Genomic DNA, 23,870 nt, shown 5'->3' with positions numbered 1-23,870 from the left:
CAAGAGGTTTTTTATGGTTATAAAAATAAAGAATTATTAATTCTCATCCTTTTTTATCTTCGTTACATACTTTTGTAAGCGTTTACCGTAATCTGAGTTTTTAACCTTATCCGTTAAACTATTAGTTACCGTATCTAATAATTTAATATTAGCATCATATAATTCGGTTAGTGCAATATATGGTGCAACTTCTTTGTCAGAATTGTTAAGAGCAAAATTCGTTGCAAAAAGGATACGTTTTTTTAATAAAGAATTAAATTTCTGTTCTATTAGTTTTACAGAATCTAAGTTGTTAGATTTCTGAGCATTGAAATTTAATTTTATTAACTCAAGGTTTTGATCATTAAATCTTTTCACTATTTTGAAATATTGTTCCAAAGATTTTTGATTTTCTGAGCCAGTAATTTGCGGATTAAGTCCAAAAGTCTCTACATCATCATTAATTGTTATTTCTCCTTGTTCTCCAAAAAATAATAAACTCTTTTCATTGGTGTTACCATCAAAAGTAATGTAATATACTACAGGTGATTCTAAATTGTCAGCTAAGATAAATTTATCATCTCCTAATAAATTAACAGAGTCTACAGATACTAATATAGTATCTTTCATTTTTTGAAGATATAAAGTACCTTTTTTAAGGCCTTTAATTTGACCTTTAACAATCATATTTCCTTCCTTTTTAGAAGAACAGGCAAAAGCTACTAGGGTAATAGCTATAAGAGCGATTATTTTTTTCATTTGTTTCTTATTAATGTTCCTTACAGTTTAGGTAGAGATACCTATACTATTCAAAATTTTGAGTTGCAAATATGCAGATTTCAATTAAACTTTAGAGGCTATTTCCATTAAAATTGTGCACAGAATAGCTCCAATTGTACCAATTGCGTAGCCAAATACAGCTAACAAAACACCTACAGTTGCAAGAGATGGATGGAATGCAGAGGCTACAATTGGTGCAGAAGCAGCTCCACCAACGTTTGCTTGACTTCCTACTGCTAAAAAGAAATATGGCGCTCTAATAAGTTTAGCAACAAGTATTAGTAGTCCAGCATGAATACTCATCCAAACTAAACCAATAGCAATTAATCCAACGTTGTCAAATATTAATGTTAAGTCCATTTTCATACCAATAGTTGCTACTAATATATAAATGAAGATACTACCAATTCTACTAGCACCAGCTCCTTCATAATTCTTAGCTTTTGTAAAGGATAAAGCAATGGCTACAATAGTTGAGATACTAATTAACCAAAAGAATCCTGAACCTAAAAATGAAAATATATTTCTACTTGTATTTGAGGTTAAACTGGCTGTCCAAGAACCAAAAAATGAACTTAAATATGTAGAAGCGAAATGCCCAAAACCAACAGTTCCAAAAGCAATAGCTAGCATTATCATAAAGTCGGTTAGAGAAGGATTTCTTTTTACACTTTGAGTAAAATTAGAAACTTTTTCTTTTAATTCTTCAATGGCGGTAGTATCTGCTTTTAACCATTTATTAATACGATCTTTTCTTCCGATACCTATTAATATTATTGCCATCCAAATATTAGCAACTACGATATCAACAAAGACCATTCCTCCGTATTTTGCGGGATTGTATTGGTATATTTCAAGCATTGCAGTTTGATTAGCTCCACCACCAATCCAACTTCCAGCTAATGTAGATAAACCTCTCCAAACGGCATCAAAATCTGCTCCTCCCACAGTTTCTGGAGAAACTAAAGAAATTAATAGTATAGCGATTGGACCACCTATTACAATACCGATAGTTCCTGTAAAGAACATAATTAATGCTTTAGAACCTAAATTAAAAATTGCTTTTAGGTCAATACTGAGAGTCATTAAGACTAATGCTGCAGGTAATAAAAATCTACTAGATACATAGTATAAACTTGACTTAGCTTCTACAACTTCACCTGCTTTGTTTAAAGTTTCCCATTCAGGAGAAATAACCCCAAGTGTTGTAAATATTGCAGGAATAAAATAGGCCATAAATAGGCCAGGAACGATTTTGTAGAATTTTTTCCAAAAACCAGATTCTTTACTTTCGGTATAGAATACAAAACCTAATGAAAGCATTAAAATACCAAAAACAATGGCATCGTTAGTAAATAGTGGTTGATTTTCCATGAATTAGTTGTTTAGCTTGCTAAAATAGCTATTTCTTAATAAGTTTTTAGTGGTTTAAAGCTATTCCAATTTGGATTCTATCGAAGCTTCTATCTTCAGCATCTGTAATTTTCATATAACCTAATTGAAGTTTTAAGGTTTTTGAAAGTTTATACTTAAAACCAGCACCTAACCAATTTTGATTAAAATTTTCACCATCAAAATCCATAAAAATTTCATCATACAAATAGGTAGACCATTTTTCATCAATAGGATAACTAAGTCCTAATTGATAACGAAGAAAATGACCTGTTCCAGATTCAAAAAAGCGTTGCTCAGCTCTTAGTCTATGAGCAAATCCTAGTTTGGATATATTATGCTTTACATTGAAATCTTCATAAGTTCTATTTTCATAAGCATCTCCTCCTAATTCATTGAAAGTACCGTCTGTATTTAAAAAGGCATGTCCAATGGTAACACTTAGATTTTTGTTTATCTTATAATTTACTCCTAATCGAGTAATAAATTGTTGTAAATCATCTCCTACTTCAAAAAATCTAAAATGAGCCATTGTTTTTAAGCTAAACTTATCTGATAATTTGTGTGTTCCATTATACATATACCAAACACCAAGTTCTTTTTCTCCTGTTGATTGGCTATAACTCTGAATTGAAAATAAAATAAAGGTTAATAAAAATAATTTCTTCATAATTGATTTTAAAATTTAGAAGGAGTAAATGTAAAAAAAATCCCCTGCATTCTTACAAAGGATTTTCTTAATTAAATATTGAGTTTTTTCTATTCTTTAACAAAGTTTTTAGATAGTGGAACTATGCTAATCATAGTGTTGAATATCAAAAAAAAACTACTCTTGTTTTTTTAAGTATTTATTTAAAAACTGTAAAATTCTTTGATTAGATTCTATTTGGTTTTCTTTCTTTACAAAACCATGTCCTTCATCCTCAAAAAGTACGTATTCTACTGGTACACCATTCTTTTTAACACCCGCTACGATTTCATCAGATTCTACTTGTAATACTCTAGGATCTTTAGCTCCTTGCAGAACCATTAAAGGTTTTGTTACTTTATCAGTATGGAACAATGGAGAAATTCTTTTTAATCGAACCGAATCAGCTGTATGTGGGTTTCCTAATTCTTTGTAAAGAGCATCTTTGAATGATTCCCACCAAGAAGGAATACTTTTTAATGTACGCATCCAGTTAGTTACTCCAAAAATATTTACTCCAACGGCAAACTCTTCTGGCGTATATGTTAAAGCTGCCATGGTCATATATCCTCCATATGAACCTCCTATAATTCCAATTTTATCACCATCAATTTCAGGTTGTTTTACTAACCAATTTTTACCTTCAACACAATCTTGTAAATCTTTTTCTCCATGGTTTAAATCATCCATTTTAAAAAAAGTTTTTCCATAACCGCTACTTCCTCTATTGTTAACAGCTAAAACAGCATACCCATGATTTACTAAATATTGAATTCTAGAATTAAAACCTTGACGTGACTGTCCTCCTGGTCCACCATGTACCCAAACTAATGCTGGTACTTTATTATCTTTTGAAGCTTGGTGTGGTAAATAGTATATAGCAGGAATTGTTACTCCATCAAATGAAGGATAACGAATCACTTTAGCATTTACTAAATGAGCCGGGTCTATCTCTTTATTTAAAACATCTGTTAGCTTTTTTTGCTCTTTTGTTTCTAAGTTATACGTATATAAGTTGGAAGGAGAGTTAGATCCTCCCGCATAGAAACGCATCATAGTTTCGTTTCTAGAAAAACCAACATTTGTAATACTTTGACCTTCGACGTTTGGTAGTTCGATGTTTTTCTCAGCAGCGATATCATATACTTCAATTACATTCTTACCATCATTATTTATATAAGTAACTCTATATTTACCTTTATTGGTAAAATAGCTTCCAGAAATATCCCAATTTTTCTCAAGTACTTTTTCAGATTTTCCTGAAGCAATGTTGTATTTCATCAATGTTGCAAATTCTCCATTAGCATCAGTTGTATAGAAAAAATCTTTATCATCTAGAGAAAAATCTTCTGAAGAATTACTACTTAAAGTAGCATTAACTTTAGTGTTTTTCTTTGTAGTTCGATCAAAAATAAATAAATCAGAATCGTTTGTATTTACCGTTTTAGTCAGCGCAAAATAGTTTTTGTTGTTTGAAATACCAGCAACATTATATCCTTCTTTATTTTCATAAATTATTTCAGATGTAAGTGTTTCGATATCCATTTCATAGACATCCATAAATCTTTTGTCTCTTTTATTAGAAGCAAAAAAGAAACTTTTTTCATCTTTAGCCCAGCCATAGAAACTTGCTCTAACTCCTTTTTCTGGAGTTAATTCTTTTATGCTTCCATCAAGATCTCTCATGTATATATGGTAAATTTCGTTACCATTATTATCCATTCTAAACAACATTCTGTTGTCTTTTGGGAAGTAGGAAGTAGCAAAAACAGATGAACTATCTGATTTAGTAATTGGTTCAAATTCTCCACTTTCTGTCGAAACAGTATACATGTTGTATATACCAGAACGATTACTTGTTACTAACAACTTAGAGTTGTCTGGAGAAAAACTTCCACCAAAAACACTTTCATTATCCATCATTTGATTAATGGTGTATTCTTTTAAATCTTTAACAGCCGTATCAGAACTGTTTGCTGTTTTCTCCTTATCTGTTTTACAAGCAATAACTAAAAAGCTAATTATTGCTAGTCCAAATATTTTTTTCATTTTTATATTCTTTAAGGTTAGTGTTCAGAACTTTACACATATATTAACAAAAAAGAGAACAAATTATTCTAAAGAAAATGATTTTGTTTTCTTGAATGGAGAAATATTGATTGCTTCCATTTTAGTTTTATAGTCTTTCCAATCGTTGTCAAAAAACTGATTGGTTTTTTCCAATACAGGTTTTAAAGATTCCTCAAATTGACTCATTAAACGTTTTTCGGTATTTGTTTGTTCTCCAAATCGACTACTAATGTACCAATTAGCAGTTCCTAGTCTTTGGGAAACGGTAACCTCTGGATTTCTTGTAATACCTTGACGTTTGTCTATTTTTCCTAAGTACAGATCTAAAATACTGTCAATTTGCTTGACGATTTTTTTGGATAAGTTAATCTGATCTTTGTATTCCTTTTTATCTTTTTTAGTGAATTTAGTTTTATATGTATTTGCAGTTTCTTTACTTTCAACTAACTGTTTTACTGCATTAGCAATAGTTTCTTGATGCTTTTGTAATCTTTTAAGTGTGTTGTATTTTTGATTAATTGCAGTGTCTGAGATTGTAAGTCTTGGATCGTACTTAACATTTATGTATTGCTCAGAAGTTTGATCTCCAAAAGTAACTTTAACTCTATATGTTCCAGGTTTTACTCTAACTCCACTAGGTTCAGATTTAGATTTTCTGATTCTTCTAGATGCTCTTGCTACTCCTTTTTCATCCATAAACCATCTGAATTTATGAATTCCATTTTCTTTAGGAGCTTTTCGTTTTAAAGTTCTTATTAAGGTATTACCATTAAATATTTCAAATTTAATTGAATCAAATTTTACTTTTTTCGATTGTTCTTCTTTGTTAGTGATTGTTTTACTACTTGATTTTTTTGTAGTGTCTTTTTTAGGTTTATTGATTAAATAAGTTAAATGCGCTCCTCTTTTTCTATTTTCACCATGATACAAGGCATCCGCACCAAATCTACTTCCAGTAGGTTGTTGGTAAGCTGTTTGATAGGCTGTAGGAGGTGCAAATAGTACTATGTTTTTAGCGATGTTTTCTGGATTTGCAGCTAAATTTCTTAAAGGACGGATATCATCTAAAACCCATGCAGCACGTCCGAAAGTACCAATAACTAAATCATGCTCTCTCGGGTGAATAACTAAATCTTTAACCGATACTGTAGGGAATCCAGCCGTCCATTTTGTCCACTTTTTCCCTGCATCTAAAGAAATGTATAATCCGTCATCTGTTCCTAAAAACAGTAAGTTAGCATTTACAGGATCTTCTACAATACTTAGTGTGTAACTTTCTACATCGTTAGTATCAACAATTCTTTCCCAAGTTTTCCCATAATCTTTTGTTCTGTAGGCATATGGAGTGTAATTAAAACGTCTGTAATCATTGGCAATTAATAATGCTTCACCTTTATTTTTATTCGATGCTTTTATTTGAGGAATCCAACTATTGGCTGGTAGTCCTTTGATATTTTGAGAAACATTTGTCCAAGTGTTACCTCCATCTTTTGTGATTTGTACTTGTCCATCATCTGTACTAACCCATAACATGTCTTTTTCCAACGGAGAGGGCTCAATGACTAAAATTGTACAGTGATTCTCTGCTCCGGTAGCATCCATGGTTAATCCACCACTTTCAGATTGTTTTAATTTAGTTTTGTCATTTGTAGTTAAATCCGGAGAAATTACTTCCCAAGTTAACCCTTTGTCTGTTGATTTATGAACAAATTGACTTCCGAAGTACAAAGTTGAATTATCGAAAGGATCTATATTGATAGCTGAGTTCCAGTTAAAACGAAGTTTAACTTTGGCATCTGGATGAGTTGGTTTCACTGTATAGTTGTTTCCAGTTTTGTAGTCATACCTCGACACAAAACCTTGTTGACTCATTGACCATCCATAACGAGAATTGTCTCTATCTGGAACAACATCAAAACCATCACCAAAACTTATTTCTTGCCAATAAGAGTTACGGATTCCTTGCGCTTTCCATACATATGCAGGTCCTCTCCATGATCCATTGTCTTGCATTCCTCCATATACATTATAAGGGAATTCATTATCCACATTTATATGGTAAAATTGTGCTACTGGAAGGTTACCAATAAAACGCCAAGTTTTACCACCATCTTTGGTAATATTAAGCCCACCATCATTTCCATCTATCATAAAACTTCCATCTTTTGGGTGAATCCACCAAGCATGGTGATCAGGATGGACTCCATTATCAACTCCATAAGCAGGCATTAATTGTTTGAAATTTTTACCTCCATCTATAGAAGCATTTACATAAGTAAAAATAGTATAAAGCTTGTTTTCATTTTGGGGGTCTACATAAATTTCAGAATAGTAAAAAGGTCGGTTACCTATTCCTTTTTTATCACTGACTTTTTTCCATTTAAATCCTCCATCTTCACTTTTATACAATGCATTTTTTTTAGCTTCTACTAGAGCATATATGACATTTGGGTTGCTTCTTGAAATTGCCACACCAATTCTACCTAACTCTCCTTTTGGAAAACCTTCTTTTTCGGTGATACGAGTCCAATTATTTCCACCATCATGTGTAATGTATAAACCACTTCCCTTTCCACCTGATTTAAAAAACCAAGGATCACGTTTATGTTCCCACATTGCTGCAATTAGTTTATTTGGATTTGATGGATCCATTACTAAATCAGCAGCTCCTGTTTTTATATTGTTATATAAAATTTGTTTCCAAGTTTTACCTCCATCAGTAGTTTTATAAACACCTCGTTCTTTGTGTTCTCCCCATGGAGAACCAATAGCTCCTACATAAACAATGTTTGGATTGGTAGGGTCAATGATTACACGATGGATATGACGTGTTTTTTCAAGCCCCATCGATTTCCAGGTTTTCCCTCCATCTAATGACTTAAAAACTCCATAACCACCATTTAAACTATTTCTAGGGTTTCCTTCTCCTGTTCCTACCCAAATAACACTTGGATTAGATTGTTGAATAGCTAATGCTCCAATAGAAGCAGTAACTTCTTTTTCAAAAATAGGTTCCCATTTTATTCCTCCAGAGGTTGATTTCCATACACCACCAGAAGCTGTACCAACGTACATAATATCAGGATTGTTTTCTACAACATCAATGGCAGTAACACGACCACTCATGCCTCCAGGACCTATATTTCTTGGTTTCATATTTTTAACCAAGTCCATGGAAAATTCTTGAGAGAAGGTGAAAAAGCTTATCAAAGAAAAACAGATCAAAAGAAGTTTTTTCATTATAAAAAGTTGATTTAGTTAATTAAAACTTCTAAAGTACGGATTATACTTCTTAAAAAAATGTTAATGCTCTAGGTCTATATAAAAAGAAAGATGAGGGTTACTCATCTTTCTTTTTAGGCTCTCTTTTAGCTTCTTTGAGGGCTTGCATAAGCATCCATTCAATCTGTCCATTGGTAGATCGAAACTCATCTGAAGCCCATTTTTCAATTGCTTTGAGCATGTCTTCATTTATTCGGAGTGCAAATGCTTTCTTTTTAGCCATAATTATTGTTTCACAAAGGTAATTATAGATTTTGTTAATTCTTCTGAAATTGGAAAATCTGGTGTTGTATATGATTTTAAGTTATCACTATCCTCTTCAATTTGTTTTAACACATGATTCATGCCATTAATTAGAACTAGTTTTGATTGAGGATTAGCTAAATGTAAGTTTTGAGCATCTTTAGTTAAAACTTGTAGGTCTTTCGTTCCGTTGATTATTAATGTTGGGATAGCTATTTTCTGAACCTCTTTTTTAGGATCATATTTCATATAAGAAACTAAAAATGGATGGTTTTGTTTTGCAAACAATGATATTAAAAATGGATTGATTTTTTGTATTGTACCCGTACTTTTTAATTCTACTATATGTTTTTTAGCAATCGTACCTAGTGCTTCATTTTGTTGCGATATTTGTCTTACAAGTGTCTTGTCTACGCTTTCACCTAAACCTGCTAAAGAAATAAACTTTGAAACCTGTTTGTTTAAAGCTAACATTGAAACTAATGATCCTTGACTATGTCCAATGAGTATAATTTCTGAAAACCTATTATCATTTTTAAAATAATTAATGACAGCAGAAGCATCTTCAACTAAATCTGTAAATAAGTATTTTTTTAATACCAGTTGAATGTTCTCTTTGGGTACATTGCGTTTATCATATCTAAAAAAGGCTATCTGATGTTGAACAAGTTTATCAGATAATTGTTTAATATAATTAGGGTTTATATTTAAACTTGGTTGATTACCATCTCTATTAGGATTACCTGAGCCGGGTACAAATATTATTAAAGGTTGTTTGTAACTTGAATTATAAGTTAAAGTACCAGGAAGAACTATGTTATTATTATGAATAATAACATTTTCGGATGTAATTTGAGAATGAGAAGAAATTACTCCTAAAATATATACGATAATAAAAGTTATAATACGTATCATAGTTACTCGTTTTTATTGTTGTAAGTTTCTAATACTCTTTTCGCTTCTTGTTCTTTGAGTGTTCCAATCAGTAGCTTTTTCCCATTTATTAATTCTAGTTGAATACCAATATTCCCTGAGACATTCACAGCAGTTCCATTTTTTTTCCAAAAAATATTTTTTATACCCCAACCACCATATTCTGAAATAGCATCGTATTTTCTAACATATGCATTGGTAATTTCATTCCATTTAATTAATCTGGATTTTAAATGAAAAGGAAAAAATTGATAGTGAATTCCAATTTCATCGATTCTAGTTTTTAACTTAAAGAAGAATATAAATCCAGTAGCAAAGATTATCAAGGTTAAAGTTCCTAAGAAATTATAGATATCCATTTTCCCATTCAAGTATTCACGTATGATAACTATAAAAGGTACGATGGTACTTACGGCTAAAAGTACAATTAACCATAACTGAATAAATCGCTGTTCTTCTTTAAATACTTTCATCTTATCTGTTTTTATCTCTTTCAAAAACTACACGTGTAGATTGTTCTGCAATATGAATTACTTTCCATCCATTTCGAGCATGTTCGTTTAAGAAGTTTTCTAGATTTTTATTATTTTTTGATAGACTAACTTTCCAACTTTCAACTTTATATTCTTTCATAAATTTTACGTTTAATGATTGAGAGTACCGGTATTTACTACTGGTGACGCTTCTTTGTCACCACATAAAATGACTAATAGATTGCTTACCATTGCAGCCTTACGTTCTTCATCTAATTCTACTATTTCTTTTTTACTTAATTCTTCTAAGGCCATATCTACCATATCTACAGCTCCTTGTACAATTTTATGTCTTGCAGCAATAATAGCAGTTGCCTGTTGACGTTTTAACATGGCACTAGCAATTTCTTGTGCATAGGCTAAATAACCAATGCGAGCTTCTAGAACTTCTATACCTGCAATAGCTAGGCGCTCTTCAAGTTCTTTTTCCAGGGCGTCACTTACTTCATTTACACTCGAACGAAGTGTAATGTCTTCTTCGTGTCCTTCATCAGCGAAATTATCATATGGATACATACTAGCTAATTTTCGAACCGCAGCATCTGTTTGAACTCTTACAAAGTTTTCGTAGTTGTCAACGTCAAAAGCGGCTTTATAAGTTTCAGTAACACGCCAAACAAGTATAGTGCTTATCATTACAGGATTACCTAATTTATCATTTACCTTTAATCGTTCACTATCAAAGTTACTAGCACGTAATGAAATAGTTTTCTTTTTATACAATGGATTTGCCCAATACAAGCCATTTTGCTTCACGGTTCCAACATATTTACCAAAGAATAAAAGAACCTTAGAAGAATTAGGGTTCACTAAGATAAAGCCTAAGGCTAAGATGAATCCTGTTACTACTGCTAGTAAAAATACTGGATTCTCGGTTTTAATAGTTAGTACAATTCCTCCAACAAAGAGTATTAATACAAGGGCAAACATTAAATATCCGTTTGCGGGTTTAATTATTTTTTCTGCTTTCATAATAGGTTGATTTAAAATGATATCAAAATGATATTATAAAGATATGTAATAAAATATGATATTTCCAAATAATCCGCATATTTTTTTTATAACTTAGCCAAAAGTTTAATTATTACAACTAATGAGAATTCAATTTTATACAGTATTGTTAGTGAGCTTTTTATCTGTAAATTTATTAGCTAATAATGATACTTGGGGCCCAACAGGTCACAGAGCTACAGGTAAAATTGCGGAGAAGCACTTAACAAAAAAAGCAAAAAGAAAAATAGAAAAATTACTACAAGGAGAGAGTTTAGCTTTTGTTTCAACTTATGCTGATGAAATAAAATCAGATAGAAAAAAATACGGAAAGTTTTATACCTGGCATTACGTAAATATGCCTTTAGATATGAGTTATGAAGAATCACCTAAAAACCCTAAAGGTGATTTAATATCAGGAATAAAACAATGTGTGAAAGTTTTAAAAGATGAAAATAGTTCAGTAGAAGATAAACGGTTTTATTTAAAGATGTTAGTTCACTTAATGGGAGATTTACATCAGCCTATGCATGTTGGAAGAAAGGAAGATAAAGGAGGAAATACTATTCAAGTACAATGGCATGGTAGAGGATCTAATTTACATAGAGTGTGGGATGAAGATATTATTAAGAAGTGGGGGATGAGCTATGTAGAATTAGCAGATAATGCAAAGCACTTATCAAAAGAGCAAATAAAGTTTATTCAAAAAGGAGATGTATTAGATTGGATGAAAGATACACATAGTTTAACCAAGAAAGTATACGGCTCAGCAAAGTCGGGTGATAAACTTCGTTATCGTTATTCATATGATTATTTCCCAATTGTGAGAGAGCAATTGCAAAAAGGAGGAATAAGATTGGCAAAAATATTGAACGATATTTTTTGTTAATTCATGATATTGAAAATATTAAAAGCTCAGGTATATAGGTACTTGAGCTTTTTTATTTGTTAATGTTTAGTTAATTGAAAATCAATACTTGTTACTTTTTTATAATTTTATAGATGATGAAAAATATATTTCTTTTAGGGTTATTGCTAGTATTTCTTTCATGTAAACAGAAAGAAAGCCATAGGTTGGAAGCTTATAACTATGAATCGCTAAAACCTTTATTGGAGAAGAAAGATAGCAAAACCTATGTGGTTAATTTTTGGGCAACTTGGTGTAAACCATGTGTTAAGGAGTTGCCAGCATTTGAAAAATTAAATTTAGAATTGCAAAAAGAAAATGTAGAAGTAATTTTGGTAAGCTTAGATTTTGAACAGGAATCTTTAAAATCTTTTATTGAAAAAGAAAACCTTCAATCGAAAGTAGTTTTACTTGATGATCCTGATCAAAATACTTGGATTCCAAAAATTAGTAAAAATTGGACAGGTTCTATACCTGCTACTTTGATTTATAACAAAGATAAACGAGTTTTCTTTGAAAAATCATTTACTTATGAAGAACTTCAAAAAACATTAGAAAATTTCTTAAACTAAATTAAATATTATGAAAACAATTAAAACAATTTTGGTCTTAATGGTTGTATTCGTGTCAACTGCTTTTACCATAAATTATGTAGATGGATATAAAATAGGAGATATTGCAGAAGATTTTTCTTTAAAAAATGTAGATGGGAAAATGGTTTCTTTAGCTGATTATAAAGATGCTAAAGGTTTTATTGTAGTGTTTACTTGTAACATGTGCCCATATTCTAAAATGTATGAAGATAGAATTATTGCTTTAGACAAGAAGTATAAGAATGAAGGGTATCCAGTTATCGCAATTAATCCAAATGATCCAGCAGCCTCGCCTGGTGATGATTTTAATGGTATGGTAAAAAGAGCTAAATCTAAAGGTTTTACTTTCCCTTATTTGTTTGATGAAGGACAACAAGTGTATCCAAAATACGGAGCTACACGTACACCACATGTGTATATCTTGAATAAGGAAAAAGAAGGGTTAAAAGTTGCCTATATTGGTGCAATAGATAACAACGCACGTAAAGCAAATGATGTTTCAGATAGGTATGTTGAAAATGCTGTTGATGCATTGTTAAAAGGAAATGAAGTAGTAAATAAAGAAACAAAAGCTATTGGTTGTTCTATTAAAAGAAAATAAATAAGTATTTGATTTATAGTGTTCAAAAGAGAACTGTTTTTACAGTTCTCTTTTTTTTTAACATTTTTTTACATATATTTACTCTAACTTAAAACCTTTAAACTTTTACCTTATGAAACCCAAATACACTTCAAAATTAGTTTTCAGATAGCTTTTCTGTTTTATTTCATAAAAAGCTACAGTTACCTTTTTTGCAATCAATAAGTTTTAGATATGTAAAGAAGGATGAAAAATATTATTTAATCTTATAATTCGAAGTCCCCACTTATGATAAATCTAGAAAAATCTCCATAGCTACTTATTAGTACTCCCTGTTCGTTTTCTCTTATTTGATGATATCTATTTCTTTAATTAGTTACTAATTGAAGAAGAGGTCTGTGTATATGTCTATTTGTTGTTAAAAAACATAGATGTGTCTCTCAGTACCCATAAGTAAGATAAAACTAATAGTTATAGAATAAAATTCGAAAAAAGTCTCCCACAATGAAAACTAAATGCATAAAAAAATTCTATGTACGAAGCTATCTTGCATTTTTTTTAGTTCTTTTTTTTCAAGCAAATATATGTAGTCAAGAAAAAAGGTCTGTAGAAAATGTAAAGTTAACAGCAGTAACTAATGGAGAAGAAAATAATTTCTTCCTAAGAAGAAGTTCAGCAGTTTCTTCTCAAAAAGCAAAAAGACCAAGCTTTTCATACATTGCTCGAATGGCCGCTCCAATTATAGATTTGGATGGAATAAAATCTGGAGTGGATTATGAATTTCAGGTACAACCAACAACAAGTAATATTTATAACCTCGCAACTGTTCCGAATGTAGAAACAGATGCAGGGGTTGCTAGTGCAACAATTACCTTTACAGGAATACAGGATACACCAAACCAAGAACTCTTTGCTATAAATGATTCTGGATTTGAGTTGTATTATTTTAACACTCCTTTAGATACGAATACTTATGTAATAGGAGGCTCAACAATAGAAGTAACACAAAATACCGCAACAACCTTTAGTATTACAGAGACTTCTGGAAATCCAATTGCAGATACAGAGTTTGAAACATTTTTAACTCGAATTTTTTATGGTGATTTAGATCCCTCGTATACCGATGGAGTCAGAACAATGACTGTAAGTATTACAGATACTAATGGAGATTCAGCAAGTGCGCAGACAATTATTAGAGTTTTTACATCCGGTCCAACAGCGGTTGATGATGTACATTCTGTAATGGCCAATAATACAGGAACAATTTCTGGAAATGTAATTACTGGAGCTGGAGCAGATAGTGGAACAAGTATTACTGTATCAGAGGTGGATGTGTATGCTTCAGCAGTAGGAAGTTCTTATACAACTTTGTATGGTTCAATAACGATTCAATCGGATGGAAGTTATGTTTACGATGTTGACGAAAACAGCTCTTCCATTACAGGATTAAGAAGCGGAGAAAGTTTACAAGATATTATTTCATATACGATTATTGATAGTTCATCGATTATAGATTATGGATTTTTAACGATAACAATTAATGGGGTAGATGAAGCTCCAGACGCATTAGATAATTCCGATTCTTTAACTGCTTTTGTAGATGCAAATGCTTCAGGAAATGTAATTACAGATCCAGATCCGATTTCAGGCGGATCAGATTCTGTTGATAGAGGACTGTCTATTCTTGTATGGGAAACTGAGTTCTCAACACCAGGAGGTGTTTTTATTGATTTGTCGGGGCCTGTAGGAGGAACAAACAGAACCATTGATGGAAATTTATTAACCTTTACATCGACTGATCCAGATGGAATAGGTATTGCCAATCAAAATCAAGTGGTTTATCAAACAGCAACAAATGGAGGGCACACAGGATATTTAGGGTATGCAGTAGATCCCTCAAGTAACCCAGTTGCTTCAACAGAATTGATAATTACTTTTAGTCAACCGGTTTATAATTTGGGATTTTTAGTAGTTGATATTGATTTTTCTCAATCCACCTCTTGGCAAGATCAAATAAGTATTGCAGGAAGTCTTTCAGGAACAAATGCAAGTTTTAAATACGTAACTACTGGCGGAGTCGTAGATGCAGGTTCAGGAACCTTTTATGGTACTGGTAGTGCTGTTCCAGAAGATGCAACAGGGAATGTAAATGTCTTTTTTGAAGAGCCAATTGATAGATTGGTTTTGGGGTATAATTATGGACCCCATGCAACAGATGCAGATTTAGGAGGACAAATTGCAGGAATCTCAGATATTTATTGGCAAGGAGCTGCAAGTGGAATTACAGTATCATTAATTGGAACAGATCCTGTTACTGTTGGATCATCTTTCGTAGGAACTTATGGGACTTTGTTTATGAATCCAGATGGAAGTTATCAATATGTGCCAGATCTTACAAATCCATTAGTAATAAATTTATTAACTGGACAAACTTTAGTAGATACTTTTAACTATACACTTTCTGATGGTTCAAATACAGATAATGCGAATTTAATCATAACCATAAATGGATCAGGGACAGATACCGATGGTGATTTAATACCTAATAGAGTGGATATTGATGATGATAATGATGGAATACTTGATTTAGAAGAATGCTCTAGTAGTCCTGTTACCTTTTCTAGTACAACGGCAACAACAGGAACATTAAATTTACCCAATGCAGGAGGAACGGCTAATTGGTCTATCTCAAATACAGGACAATCTAGCATTGTTTCATCAGGAGTTTCAGATAACGATGAATTGTATTTTGTTTATGATGGTAGTGGAAATTGGACTTTAACTTCGGTGTTTGAAATAACTTCAATTCCTTCAGGAGCTGATTTACAAATGAAGTTAGATGGTTTTGTAGATAAGACCTCGTCTGATTTTTCAGCTAGTTTTGGCTCAAAATTTAGTACTTATACGATTAGTTGGACAGGAGGTGTAGGAGATGCCCAAGTATTTGATCCAGCAGGAAATCAAATTATAGGAGGAGGTCAAACAATTAGTAATGGAGGAAGTTTCACACAAGATACAGGAGATAAAAGTGGAGGGGCATGGAGTAATAATTTACTACAATGGTATGTCATTTTCCCAGAAGGAGCAACTCAGTTTACAATTAATGCAACTGGAGGAGCTAGTCTTGAAGGATTTCGTTTTTCTGCAGTGGAAACTTTTTGTCCAGATACAGATATGGATGGAATTATTGATAGTTTGGATTTAGATAGTGACGGAGATGGATGTGAGGATGTTATAGAATCTGGAGGGACAGATACGACTCCTAAAGACGGTGTGTTAGATGGAAATGGTTTCAATTCAAGTGGTCAGGTAACTACAGGAGGTTCTATTACTGATGGATATGACGGATCTAATGATCGTGAAAAAAATGCGGTAAATATTGATGTTGATACAGCGCCTAGTAATGTTTCTACTACAATAAGTACCTCTTCTGTATCATTCACAGTTGTAGCCTCTGCAGACCAAGCAACAGCATACTCTGGTGGAACCCCAACTTATGGAACTCCAGATAATGCATCAGGAGGTCTAACGTACCAATGGTATGACGGTGATCCAGATTCTGGCGGTGTTGCTTTAACGAATGTGGCTCCCTACAGTAATGTAACTACAGCTACTTTAGGAATTGTTCCTAATGCTAGTTTAAATGGGAAAACTTATTTTGTTGTTATAAGACATCCAAACAATACTTGTGGAGAAAAAAGTAGTGCAACTTTATGTGTCATTGATGATACTTTAGCTGTAAGTGATGATACAATTTGTGTTGGAGGTACAGGTGATATAATTGTTAGTAACAGTATTTTAGGAAGAAATTATCAGTTAAGATTAGAGAGTAATGATAGTAACGTAGGGGCAGCCATTGCAGGTACTGGAGGAAATATTACTTTTAATGTAACCCCATCTGTAACAACGATATATAATGTTTTAGTATCTAATGGAAGTTGTAGTGAAGAGTTGACAGATAAATCAACGGTTACAGTCAATGCAGATCCAAGTATTACATCCCAACCTACGGCAACTCAAACCGTTTGTGAAGGCGGTACTGCTACAGTAAGTGTAACCGCAACAGGTGGCGTAAGTTTATCATATCAATGGCAGAGTAGCACAACTTCAGGTGGAAGCTTTAGTAATATCGCAAGTGCTAATAGTGCCAGTTATTCGACTCCAACAACCAGTGCAGGAACTACCTATTATAGAGTGGTCATTACCGATAGCGCATCAGGATGTAACAGTGTAACCTCTGGAGAAGCAGAAGTGATAGTCAATGCAGATCCAAGTATTACAGCTCAACCAACAGCAACTCAAACCGTTTGTGAAGGCGGTACTGCTACAGTAAGTGTAACCGCAACAGGCGGCGTAAGTTTATCATATCAATGGCAGAGTAGCACAACTTCAGGTGGAAGCTTTAGTAATATCGCAAGTGCTAATAGTGCTAGTTATTCGGCTCCAACAACCAGTGCAGGAACTACCTATTATAGAGTTGTCATTACCGATAGCGCATCAGGATGTAACAGTGTAACCTCTGGTGAAGCAGAAGTGATAGTCAATGCAGATCCAAGTATTACAGCTCAACCAACAGCAACTCAAACCGTTTGTGAAGGCGGTACAGCTACCGTAAGTGTAACCGCAACAGGTGGCGTAAGTTTATCATATCAATGGCAGAGTAGCACAACTTCAGGTGGAAGCTTTAGTAATATCGCAAGTGCCAATAGTGCTAGTTATTCAGCTCCAACAACCGTGCAGGAACTACCTATTATAGAGTGGTTATTACCGATAGCGCTTCAGGATGTAACAGTGTAACCTCTGGAGAAGCAGAAGTGATAGTCAATGCAGATCCAAGTATTACAGCTCAACCAACAGCAACTCAAACCGTTTGTGAAGGCGGAACAGCTACCGTAAGTGTAACCGCAACAGGCGGCGTAAGTTTATCATATCAATGGCAGAGTAGCACAACTTCAGGTGGAAGCTTTAGTAATATCGCAAGTGCCAATGGTGCCGTTATTCAGCCCCAACAACCGATGCAGGAACTACCTATTATAGAGTGGTCATTACCGATAGCGCATCAGGATGTAACAGTGTTACTTCAAATGAAGCAGAAGTGATAGTCAATGCCGATCCAAGTATTACGGCTCAACCTACGGCAACTCAAACCGTTTGTGAAGGCGGTACTGCTACCGTAAGTGTAACCGCAACAGGTGGCGTAAGTTTATCATATCAATGGCAGAGTAGCACAACTTCAGGTGGAAGCTTTAGTAATATCGCAAGTGCCAATGGTGCCGTTATTCAGCTCCAACAACCGATTGCAGGAACTACCTATTATAGAGTGGTCATTACCGATAGCGCTTCAGGATGTAACAGTGTAACCTCTGGAGAAGCAGAAGTGATAGTCAATGCAGATCCAAGTATTACAGCCCAACCTACAGCAACTCAAACTGTCTGTGAAGGCGGAACAGCTACCGTAAGTGTAACCGCAACAGGGGGCGTAAGTTTATCATATCAATGGCAGAGTAGCACAACTTCAGGTGGAAGCTTTAGTAATATCGCAAGTGCTAATAGTGCTAGTTATTCGGCTCCAACAACCAGTGCAGGAACTACCTATTATAGAGTGGTCATTACCGATAGCGCATCAGGATGTAACAGTGTTACTTCAAATGAAGCAGAAGTGATAGTCAATGCTGATCCAAGTATTACGGCCCAACCTACAGCAACTCAAACTGTCTGTGAAGGCGGTACTGCTACCGTAAGTGTAACCGCAACAGGCGGCGTAAGTTTATCATATCAATGGCAGAGTAGCACAACTTCAGGTGGAAGCTTTAGTAATATCGCAAGTGCTAATAGTGCTAGTTATTCAGCTCCAACAACCAGTGCAGGAACTACCTATTATAGAGTTGTAATTACCGATAGCGCATCAGGATGTAACAGTGTTACTTCAAATGAAGCAGAAGTGATAGTCAATGCTGATCCAAGTATTACGGCTCAACCTACAGCAACTCAAACTGTCTGTGAAGGTGGTACTGCTACCGTAAGTGTAACCGCAACAGGTGGCGTAAGTTTATCATATCAATGGCAGAGTAGCACAACTTCAGGTGGAAGCTTTAGTAATATCGCAAGTGCTAATAGTGCTAGTTATTCGGCTCCAACAACCAGTGCAGGAACTACCTATTATAGAGTGGTCATTACCGATAGCGCATCAGGATGTAACAGTGTAACCTCTGGTGAAGCAGAAGTGATAGTCAATGCAGATCCAAGTATTACGGCTCAACCTACGGCAACTCAAACCGTTTGTGAAGGCGGTACTGCTACCGTAAGTATAACCGCAACAGGCGGCGTAAGTTTATCATATCAATGGCAGAGTAGCACAACTTCAGGTGGAAGCTTTAGTAATATCGCAAGTGCTAATAGTGCCAGTTATTCAGCCCCAACAACCAGTGCAGGAACTACCTATTATAGAGTGGTCATTACCGATAGCGCTTCAGGATGTAACAGTGTTACTTCAAATGAAGCAGAAGTGATAGTCAATGCAGATCCAAGTATTACGGCCCAACCTACGGTAACTCAAACCGTTTGTGAAGGCGGTACTGCTACCGTAAGTGTAACCGCAACAGGCGGCGTAAGTTTATCATATCAATGGCAGAGTAGCACAACTTCAGGTGGAAGCTTTAGTAATATCGCAAGTGCTAATAGTGCTAGTTATTCGGCTCCAACAACCAGTGCAGGAACTACCTATTATAGAGTGGTCATTACCGATAGCGCATCAGGATGTAACAGTGTTACTTCAAATGAAGCAGAAGTGATAGTCAATGCCGATCCAAGTATTACGGCTCAACCTACGGCAACTCAAACCGTTTGTGAAGGCGGTACTGCTACCGTAAGTGTAACCGCAACAGGTGGCGTAAGTTTATCATATCAATGGCAGAGTAGCACAACTTCAGGTGGAAGCTTTAGTAATATCGCAAGTGCCAATAGTGCCGCTTATTCAGCTCCAACAACCGATTGCAGGAACTACCTATTATAGAGTGGTCATTACCGATAGCGCTTCAGGATGTAACAGTGTAACCTCTGGAGAAGCAGAAGTGATAGTCAATGCAGATCCAAGTATTACAGCCCAACCTACAGCAACTCAAACTGTCTGTGAAGGCGGAACAGCTACCGTAAGTGTAACCGCAACAGGGGGCGTAAGTTTATCATATCAATGGCAGAGTAGCACAACTTCAGGTGGAAGCTTTAGTAATATCGCAAGTGCCAATAGTGCTAGTTATTCAGCTCCAACAACCAGTGCAGGAACTACCTATTATAGAGTGGTCATTACCGATAGCGCTTCAGGATGTAACAGTGTAACCTCTGGAGAAGCAGAAGTGATAGTCAATGCAGATCCAAGTATTACAGCCCAACCTACAGCAACTCAAACTGTCTGTGAAGGCGGAACAGCTACCGTAAGTGTAACCGCAACAGGCGGCGTAAGTTTATCATATCAATGGCAGAGTAGCACAACTTCAGGTGGAAGCTTTAGTAATATCGCAAGTGCCAATAGTGCTAGTTATTCAGCTCCAACAACCAGTGCAGGAACTACCTATTATAGAGTGGTCATTACCGATAGCGCATCAGGATGTAACAGTGTTACTTCAAATGAAGCAGAAGTGATTGTCAATGCAGATCCAAGTATTACGGCCCAACCAACAGCAACTCAAACCGTTTGTGAAGGCGGTACTGCTACCGTAAGTGTAACCGCAACAGGTGGCGTAAGTTTATCATATCAATGGCAGAGTAGCACAACTTCAGGTGGAAGCTTTAGTAATATCGCAAGTGCCAATAGTGCTAGTTATTCAGCTCCAACAACCAGTGCAGGAACTACCTATTATAGAGTGGTCATTACCGATAGCGCATCAGGATGTAACAGTGTTACTTCAAATGAAGCAGAAGTGATAGTCAATGCAGATCCAAGTATTACAGCTCAACCAACAGCAACTCAAACCGTTTGTGAAGGCGGTACAGCTACCGTAAGTGTAACCGCAACAGGTGGCGTAAGTTTATCATATCAATGGCAGAGTAGCACAACTTCAGGTGGAAGCTTTAGTAATATCGCAAGTGCCAATAGTGCTAGTTATTCAGCTCCAACAACCAGTGCAGGAACTACCTATTATAGAGTGGTCATTACCGATAGCGCATCAGGATGTAACAGTGTTACTTCAAATGAAGCAGAAGTGATAGTCAATGCTGATCCAAGTATTACGGCCCAACCAACAGCAACTCAAACCGTTTGTGAAGGCGGTACTGCTACCGTAAGTGTAACCGCAACAGGCGGCGTAAGTTTATCATATCAATGGCAGAGTAGCACAACTTCAGGTGGAAGCTTTAGTAATATCGCAAGTGCCAATAGTGCTAGTTATTCGGCTCCAACAACCAGTGCAGGAACTACCTATTATAGAGTGGTCATTACCGATAGCGCTTCAGGATGTAACAGTGTTACTTCAAATGAAGCAGAAGTGATAGTCAATGCTGATCCAAGTATTACAGCTCAACCTACGGCAACTCAAACCGTTTGTGAAGGCGGTACTGCTACCGTAAGTGTAACCGCAACAGGCGGCGTAAGTTTATCATATCAATGGCAGAGTAGCACAACTTCAGGTGGAAGCTTTAGTAATATCGCAAGTGCCAATAGTGCCAGTTATTCAGCTCCAACAACCAGTGCAGGAACTACCTATTATAGAGTGGTCATTACCGATAGCGCATCAGGATGTAACAGTGTAACCTCTGGAGAAGCAGAAGTGATAGTCAATGCAGATCCAAGTATTACGGCCCAACCTACGGCAACTCAAACCGTTTGTGAAGGCGGTACTGCTACCGTAAGTGTAACCGCAACAGGTGGCGTAAGTTTATCATATCAATGGCAGAGTAGCACAACTTCAGGTGGAAGCTTTAGTAATATCGCAAGTGCCAATAGTGCTAGTTATTCAGCTCCAACAACCAGTGCAGGAACTACCTATTATAGAGTGGTCATTACCGATAGCGCTTCAGGATGTAACAGTGTAACCTCTGGAGAAGCAGAAGTGATAGTCAATGCAGATCCAAGTATTACAGCTCAACCAACAGCAACTCAAACCGTTTGTGAAGGCGGTACAGCTATCGTAAGTGTAACCGCAACAGGTGGCGTAAGTTTATCATATCAATGGCAGAGTAGCACAACTTCAGGTGGAAGCTTTAGTAATATCGCAAGTGCCAATAGTGCTAGTTATTCAGCTCCAACAACCGATTGCAGGAACTACCTATTATAGAGTGGTCATTACCGATAGCGCTTCAGGATGTAACAGTGTAACCTCTGGAGAAGCAGAAGTGATAGTCAATGCAGATCCAAGTATTACAGCTCAACCAACAGCAACTCAAACCGTTTGTGAAGGCGGTACAGCTACCGTAAGTGTAACCGCAACAGGTGGCGTAAGTTTATCATATCAATGGCAGAGTAGCACAACTTCAGGTGGAAGCTTTAGTAATATCGCAAGTGCCAATAATGCTAGTTATTCAGCTCCAACAACCAGTGCAGGAACTACCTATTATAGAGTGGTTATTACCGATAGCGCTTCAGGATGTAACAGTGTAACCTCTGGAGAAGCAGAAGTGATAGTCAATGCAGATCCAAGTATTACAGCTCAACCAACAGCAACTCAAACCGTTTGTGAAGGCGGAACAGCTACCGTAAGTGTAACCGCAACAGGGGGCGTAAGTTTATCATATCAATGGCAGAGTAGCACAACTTCAGGTGGAAGCTTTAGTAATATCGCAAGTGCCAATAGTGCCAGTTATTCAGCTCCAACAACCAGTGCAGGAACTACCTATTATAGAGTGGTCATTACCGATAGCGCTTCAGGATGTAACAGTGTTACTTCAAATGAAGCAGAAGTGATAGTCAATGCAGATCCAAGTATTACGGCCCAACCAACAGCAACTCAAACCGTTTGTGAAGGCGGTACTGCTACCGTAAGTGTAACCGCAACAGGTGGCGTAAGTTTATCATATCAATGGCAGAGTAGCACAACTTCAGGTGGAAGCTTTAGTAATATCGCAAGTGCCAATAGTGCTAGTTATTCAGCTCCAACAACCAGTGCAGGAACTACCTATTATAGAGTGGTCATTACCGATAGCGCTTCAGGATGTAACAGTGTAACCTCTGGAGAAGCAGAAGTGATAGTCAATGCAGATCCAAGTATTACAGCTCAACCAACAGCAACTCAAACCGTTTGTGAAGGCGGTACTGCTACCGTAAGTGTAACCGCAACAGGCGGCGTAAGTTTATCATATCAATGGCAGAGTAGCACAACTTCAGGTGGAAGCTTTAGTAATATCGCAAGTGCCAATAGTGCTAGTTATTCAGCTCCAACAACCAGTGCAGGAACTACCTATTATAGAGTGGTCATTACCGATAGCGCATCAGGATGTAACAGTGTTACTTCAAATGAAGCAGAAGTGATTGTCAATGCAGATCCAAGTATTACAGCTCAACCAACGGCAACTCAAACCGTTTGTGAAGGCGGTACTGCTACCGTAAGTGTAACCGCAACAGGTGGCGTAAGTTTATCATATCAATGGCAGAGTAGCACAACTTCAGGTGGAAGCTTTAGTAATATCGCAAGTGCCAATAGTGCCGTTATTCAGCTCCAACAACCGATTGCAGGAACTACCTATTATAGAGTGGTCATTACCGATAGCGCTTCAGGATGTAACAGTGTAACCTCTGGAGAAGCAGAAGTGATAGTCAATGCAGATCCAAGTATTACAGCCCAACCTACAGCAACTCAAACTGTCTGTGAAGGCGGAACAGCTACCGTAAGTGTAACCGCAACAGGGGCGTAAGTTTATCATATCAATGGCAGAGTAGCACAACTTCAGGTGGAAGCTTTAGTAATATCGC

General features: G+C 35.6%; 18 protein-coding genes. 8 read left to right on the top strand and 10 right to left on the bottom strand.

Annotated elements, in window-relative coordinates:
- Positions 1-36 precede the first annotated feature (36 nt).
- The 10 genes from ABNT22_RS14035 to ABNT22_RS13990 all read right to left on the bottom strand — a co-directional run bounded on the left by ABNT22_RS14035 (position 37) and on the right by ABNT22_RS13990 (position 10,872).
- Complete coding sequence (locus ABNT22_RS14035) at positions 37-738, bottom strand: DUF4369 domain-containing protein (protein ID WP_348714266.1); 702 nt, start codon at positions 736-738, stop codon at positions 37-39.
- Between the two features lie 84 nt (positions 739-822).
- Positions 823-2,133 (bottom strand): DUF819 domain-containing protein, encoded by a 1,311-nt coding sequence (locus ABNT22_RS14030; RefSeq protein WP_348714265.1) that lies wholly within the window; start codon positions 2,131-2,133, stop codon positions 823-825.
- 46 nt (positions 2,134-2,179) lie between these two features.
- Positions 2,180-2,821, bottom strand: a complete 642-nt coding sequence (locus tag ABNT22_RS14025) for a DUF2490 domain-containing protein (RefSeq protein ID WP_348714264.1) — start codon at positions 2,819-2,821, stop codon at positions 2,180-2,182.
- A 156-nt stretch (positions 2,822-2,977) separates the two neighbouring features.
- Entirely contained in the window at positions 2,978-4,888 is a 1,911-nt protein-coding gene (locus ABNT22_RS14020; RefSeq protein WP_348714263.1) for an alpha/beta fold hydrolase, read from the bottom strand.
- A gap of 63 nt (positions 4,889-4,951) precedes the next feature.
- Positions 4,952-8,149, bottom strand: a complete 3,198-nt coding sequence (locus tag ABNT22_RS14015; protein ID WP_348714262.1) for a VPS10 domain-containing protein — start codon at positions 8,147-8,149, stop codon at positions 4,952-4,954.
- Between the two features lie 100 nt (positions 8,150-8,249).
- Positions 8,250-8,414 (bottom strand): Arc family DNA-binding protein, encoded by a 165-nt coding sequence (locus tag ABNT22_RS14010; protein WP_299110182.1) that lies wholly within the window; start codon positions 8,412-8,414, stop codon positions 8,250-8,252.
- A gap of 2 nt (positions 8,415-8,416) precedes the next feature.
- Positions 8,417-9,349 carry an alpha/beta hydrolase family protein gene (locus tag ABNT22_RS14005; RefSeq protein ID WP_348714261.1) on the bottom strand — a complete coding sequence of 311 codons (933 nt, stop codon included), beginning with the start codon at positions 9,347-9,349 and terminating at the stop codon, positions 8,417-8,419.
- Between the two features lie 2 nt (positions 9,350-9,351).
- Positions 9,352-9,840 carry a hypothetical protein gene (locus tag ABNT22_RS14000; RefSeq protein WP_348714260.1) on the bottom strand — a complete coding sequence of 163 codons (489 nt, stop codon included), beginning with the start codon at positions 9,838-9,840 and terminating at the stop codon, positions 9,352-9,354.
- Between the two features lies 1 nt (position 9,841).
- On the bottom strand, positions 9,842-10,000 hold the full coding sequence (locus tag ABNT22_RS13995; protein WP_348714259.1) for a DUF4177 domain-containing protein: 159 nt from the start codon (positions 9,998-10,000) through the stop codon (positions 9,842-9,844).
- Positions 10,001-10,011: 11 nt separating this feature from the next.
- Complete coding sequence (locus ABNT22_RS13990; protein ID WP_348714258.1) at positions 10,012-10,872, bottom strand: SPFH domain-containing protein; 861 nt, start codon at positions 10,870-10,872, stop codon at positions 10,012-10,014.
- Positions 10,873-10,993: 121 nt separating this feature from the next.
- Here ABNT22_RS13990 and ABNT22_RS13985 point away from each other — a divergent pair, with 121 nt between their 5' ends.
- From ABNT22_RS13985 to ABNT22_RS13950, 8 genes are all read left to right on the top strand, one after another.
- The gene (locus tag ABNT22_RS13985; RefSeq protein ID WP_348714257.1) at positions 10,994-11,779 is read left to right on the top strand and encodes a S1/P1 nuclease; all 786 of its coding nucleotides are present in this window, start codon (positions 10,994-10,996) and stop codon (positions 11,777-11,779) included.
- Positions 11,780-11,892: 113 nt separating this feature from the next.
- The gene (locus ABNT22_RS13980; protein ID WP_348714256.1) at positions 11,893-12,369 is read left to right on the top strand and encodes a TlpA disulfide reductase family protein; all 477 of its coding nucleotides are present in this window, start codon (positions 11,893-11,895) and stop codon (positions 12,367-12,369) included.
- A 10-nt stretch (positions 12,370-12,379) separates the two neighbouring features.
- Positions 12,380-12,991 (top strand): thioredoxin family protein, encoded by a 612-nt coding sequence (locus ABNT22_RS13975; RefSeq protein ID WP_348714255.1) that lies wholly within the window; start codon positions 12,380-12,382, stop codon positions 12,989-12,991.
- Between the two features lie 483 nt (positions 12,992-13,474).
- Positions 13,475-17,767: a VCBS domain-containing protein gene (locus ABNT22_RS13970; protein WP_348727141.1), complete on the top strand. Its 4,293-nt coding sequence runs from the start codon at positions 13,475-13,477 to the stop codon at positions 17,765-17,767.
- On the top strand, positions 17,728-18,069 hold the full coding sequence (locus tag ABNT22_RS13965; protein ID WP_348727139.1) for a hypothetical protein: 342 nt from the start codon (positions 17,728-17,730) through the stop codon (positions 18,067-18,069). The genes ABNT22_RS13970 and ABNT22_RS13965 overlap by 40 nt, the downstream gene beginning before the upstream one ends.
- A complete protein-coding gene (locus ABNT22_RS13960) occupies positions 18,009-19,982 on the top strand; it encodes a hypothetical protein (protein WP_348727137.1) in 1,974 nt (657 codons plus the stop codon). The genes ABNT22_RS13965 and ABNT22_RS13960 overlap by 61 nt, the downstream gene beginning before the upstream one ends.
- Positions 19,900-22,239 carry a hypothetical protein gene (locus ABNT22_RS13955; RefSeq protein WP_348727135.1) on the top strand — a complete coding sequence of 780 codons (2,340 nt, stop codon included), beginning with the start codon at positions 19,900-19,902 and terminating at the stop codon, positions 22,237-22,239. Before ABNT22_RS13960 ends, ABNT22_RS13955 begins: the two co-directional genes overlap by 83 nt.
- Positions 22,181-23,812 (top strand): hypothetical protein, encoded by a 1,632-nt coding sequence (locus tag ABNT22_RS13950; protein ID WP_348727134.1) that lies wholly within the window; start codon positions 22,181-22,183, stop codon positions 23,810-23,812. Before ABNT22_RS13955 ends, ABNT22_RS13950 begins: the two co-directional genes overlap by 59 nt.
- Positions 23,813-23,870: the final 58 nt, after the last annotated feature.

This window comes from Tenacibaculum sp. 190130A14a, assembly GCF_964048965.1.
GTDB classification, from domain to species: domain Bacteria; phylum Bacteroidota; class Bacteroidia; order Flavobacteriales; family Flavobacteriaceae; genus Polaribacter; species Polaribacter polynesiense.
The sequence above is the reverse complement of the archived record's forward strand: the minus strand, read 5'-3'. Positions and strand labels throughout refer to the sequence as shown.

Excerpts from the sequence above, each read along its gene's own strand:
- ABNT22_RS14035 (WP_348714266.1), bottom strand. The coding sequence starts at position 738 with ATGAAAAAAATAATCGCTCTTATAGCTATTACCCTAGTAGCTTTTGCC.
- ABNT22_RS14030 (WP_348714265.1), bottom strand. The coding sequence starts at position 2,133 with ATGGAAAATCAACCACTATTTACTAACGATGCCATTGTTTTTGGTATT.
- ABNT22_RS14025 (WP_348714264.1), bottom strand. The coding sequence starts at position 2,821 with ATGAAGAAATTATTTTTATTAACCTTTATTTTATTTTCAATTCAGAGT.
- ABNT22_RS14020 (WP_348714263.1), bottom strand. The coding sequence starts at position 4,888 with ATGAAAAAAATATTTGGACTAGCAATAATTAGCTTTTTAGTTATTGCT.
- ABNT22_RS14015 (WP_348714262.1), bottom strand. The coding sequence starts at position 8,149 with ATGAAAAAACTTCTTTTGATCTGTTTTTCTTTGATAAGCTTTTTCACC.
- ABNT22_RS14010 (WP_299110182.1), bottom strand. The coding sequence starts at position 8,414 with ATGGCTAAAAAGAAAGCATTTGCACTCCGAATAAATGAAGACATGCTC.
- ABNT22_RS14005 (WP_348714261.1), bottom strand. The coding sequence starts at position 9,349 with ATGATACGTATTATAACTTTTATTATCGTATATATTTTAGGAGTAATT.
- ABNT22_RS14000 (WP_348714260.1), bottom strand. The coding sequence starts at position 9,840 with ATGAAAGTATTTAAAGAAGAACAGCGATTTATTCAGTTATGGTTAATT.
- ABNT22_RS13995 (WP_348714259.1), bottom strand. The coding sequence starts at position 10,000 with ATGAAAGAATATAAAGTTGAAAGTTGGAAAGTTAGTCTATCAAAAAAT.
- ABNT22_RS13990 (WP_348714258.1), bottom strand. The coding sequence starts at position 10,872 with ATGAAAGCAGAAAAAATAATTAAACCCGCAAACGGATATTTAATGTTT.
- ABNT22_RS13985 (WP_348714257.1), top strand. The coding sequence starts at position 10,994 with ATGAGAATTCAATTTTATACAGTATTGTTAGTGAGCTTTTTATCTGTA.
- ABNT22_RS13980 (WP_348714256.1), top strand. The coding sequence starts at position 11,893 with ATGATGAAAAATATATTTCTTTTAGGGTTATTGCTAGTATTTCTTTCA.
- ABNT22_RS13975 (WP_348714255.1), top strand. The coding sequence starts at position 12,380 with ATGAAAACAATTAAAACAATTTTGGTCTTAATGGTTGTATTCGTGTCA.
- ABNT22_RS13970 (WP_348727141.1), top strand. The coding sequence starts at position 13,475 with ATGAAAACTAAATGCATAAAAAAATTCTATGTACGAAGCTATCTTGCA.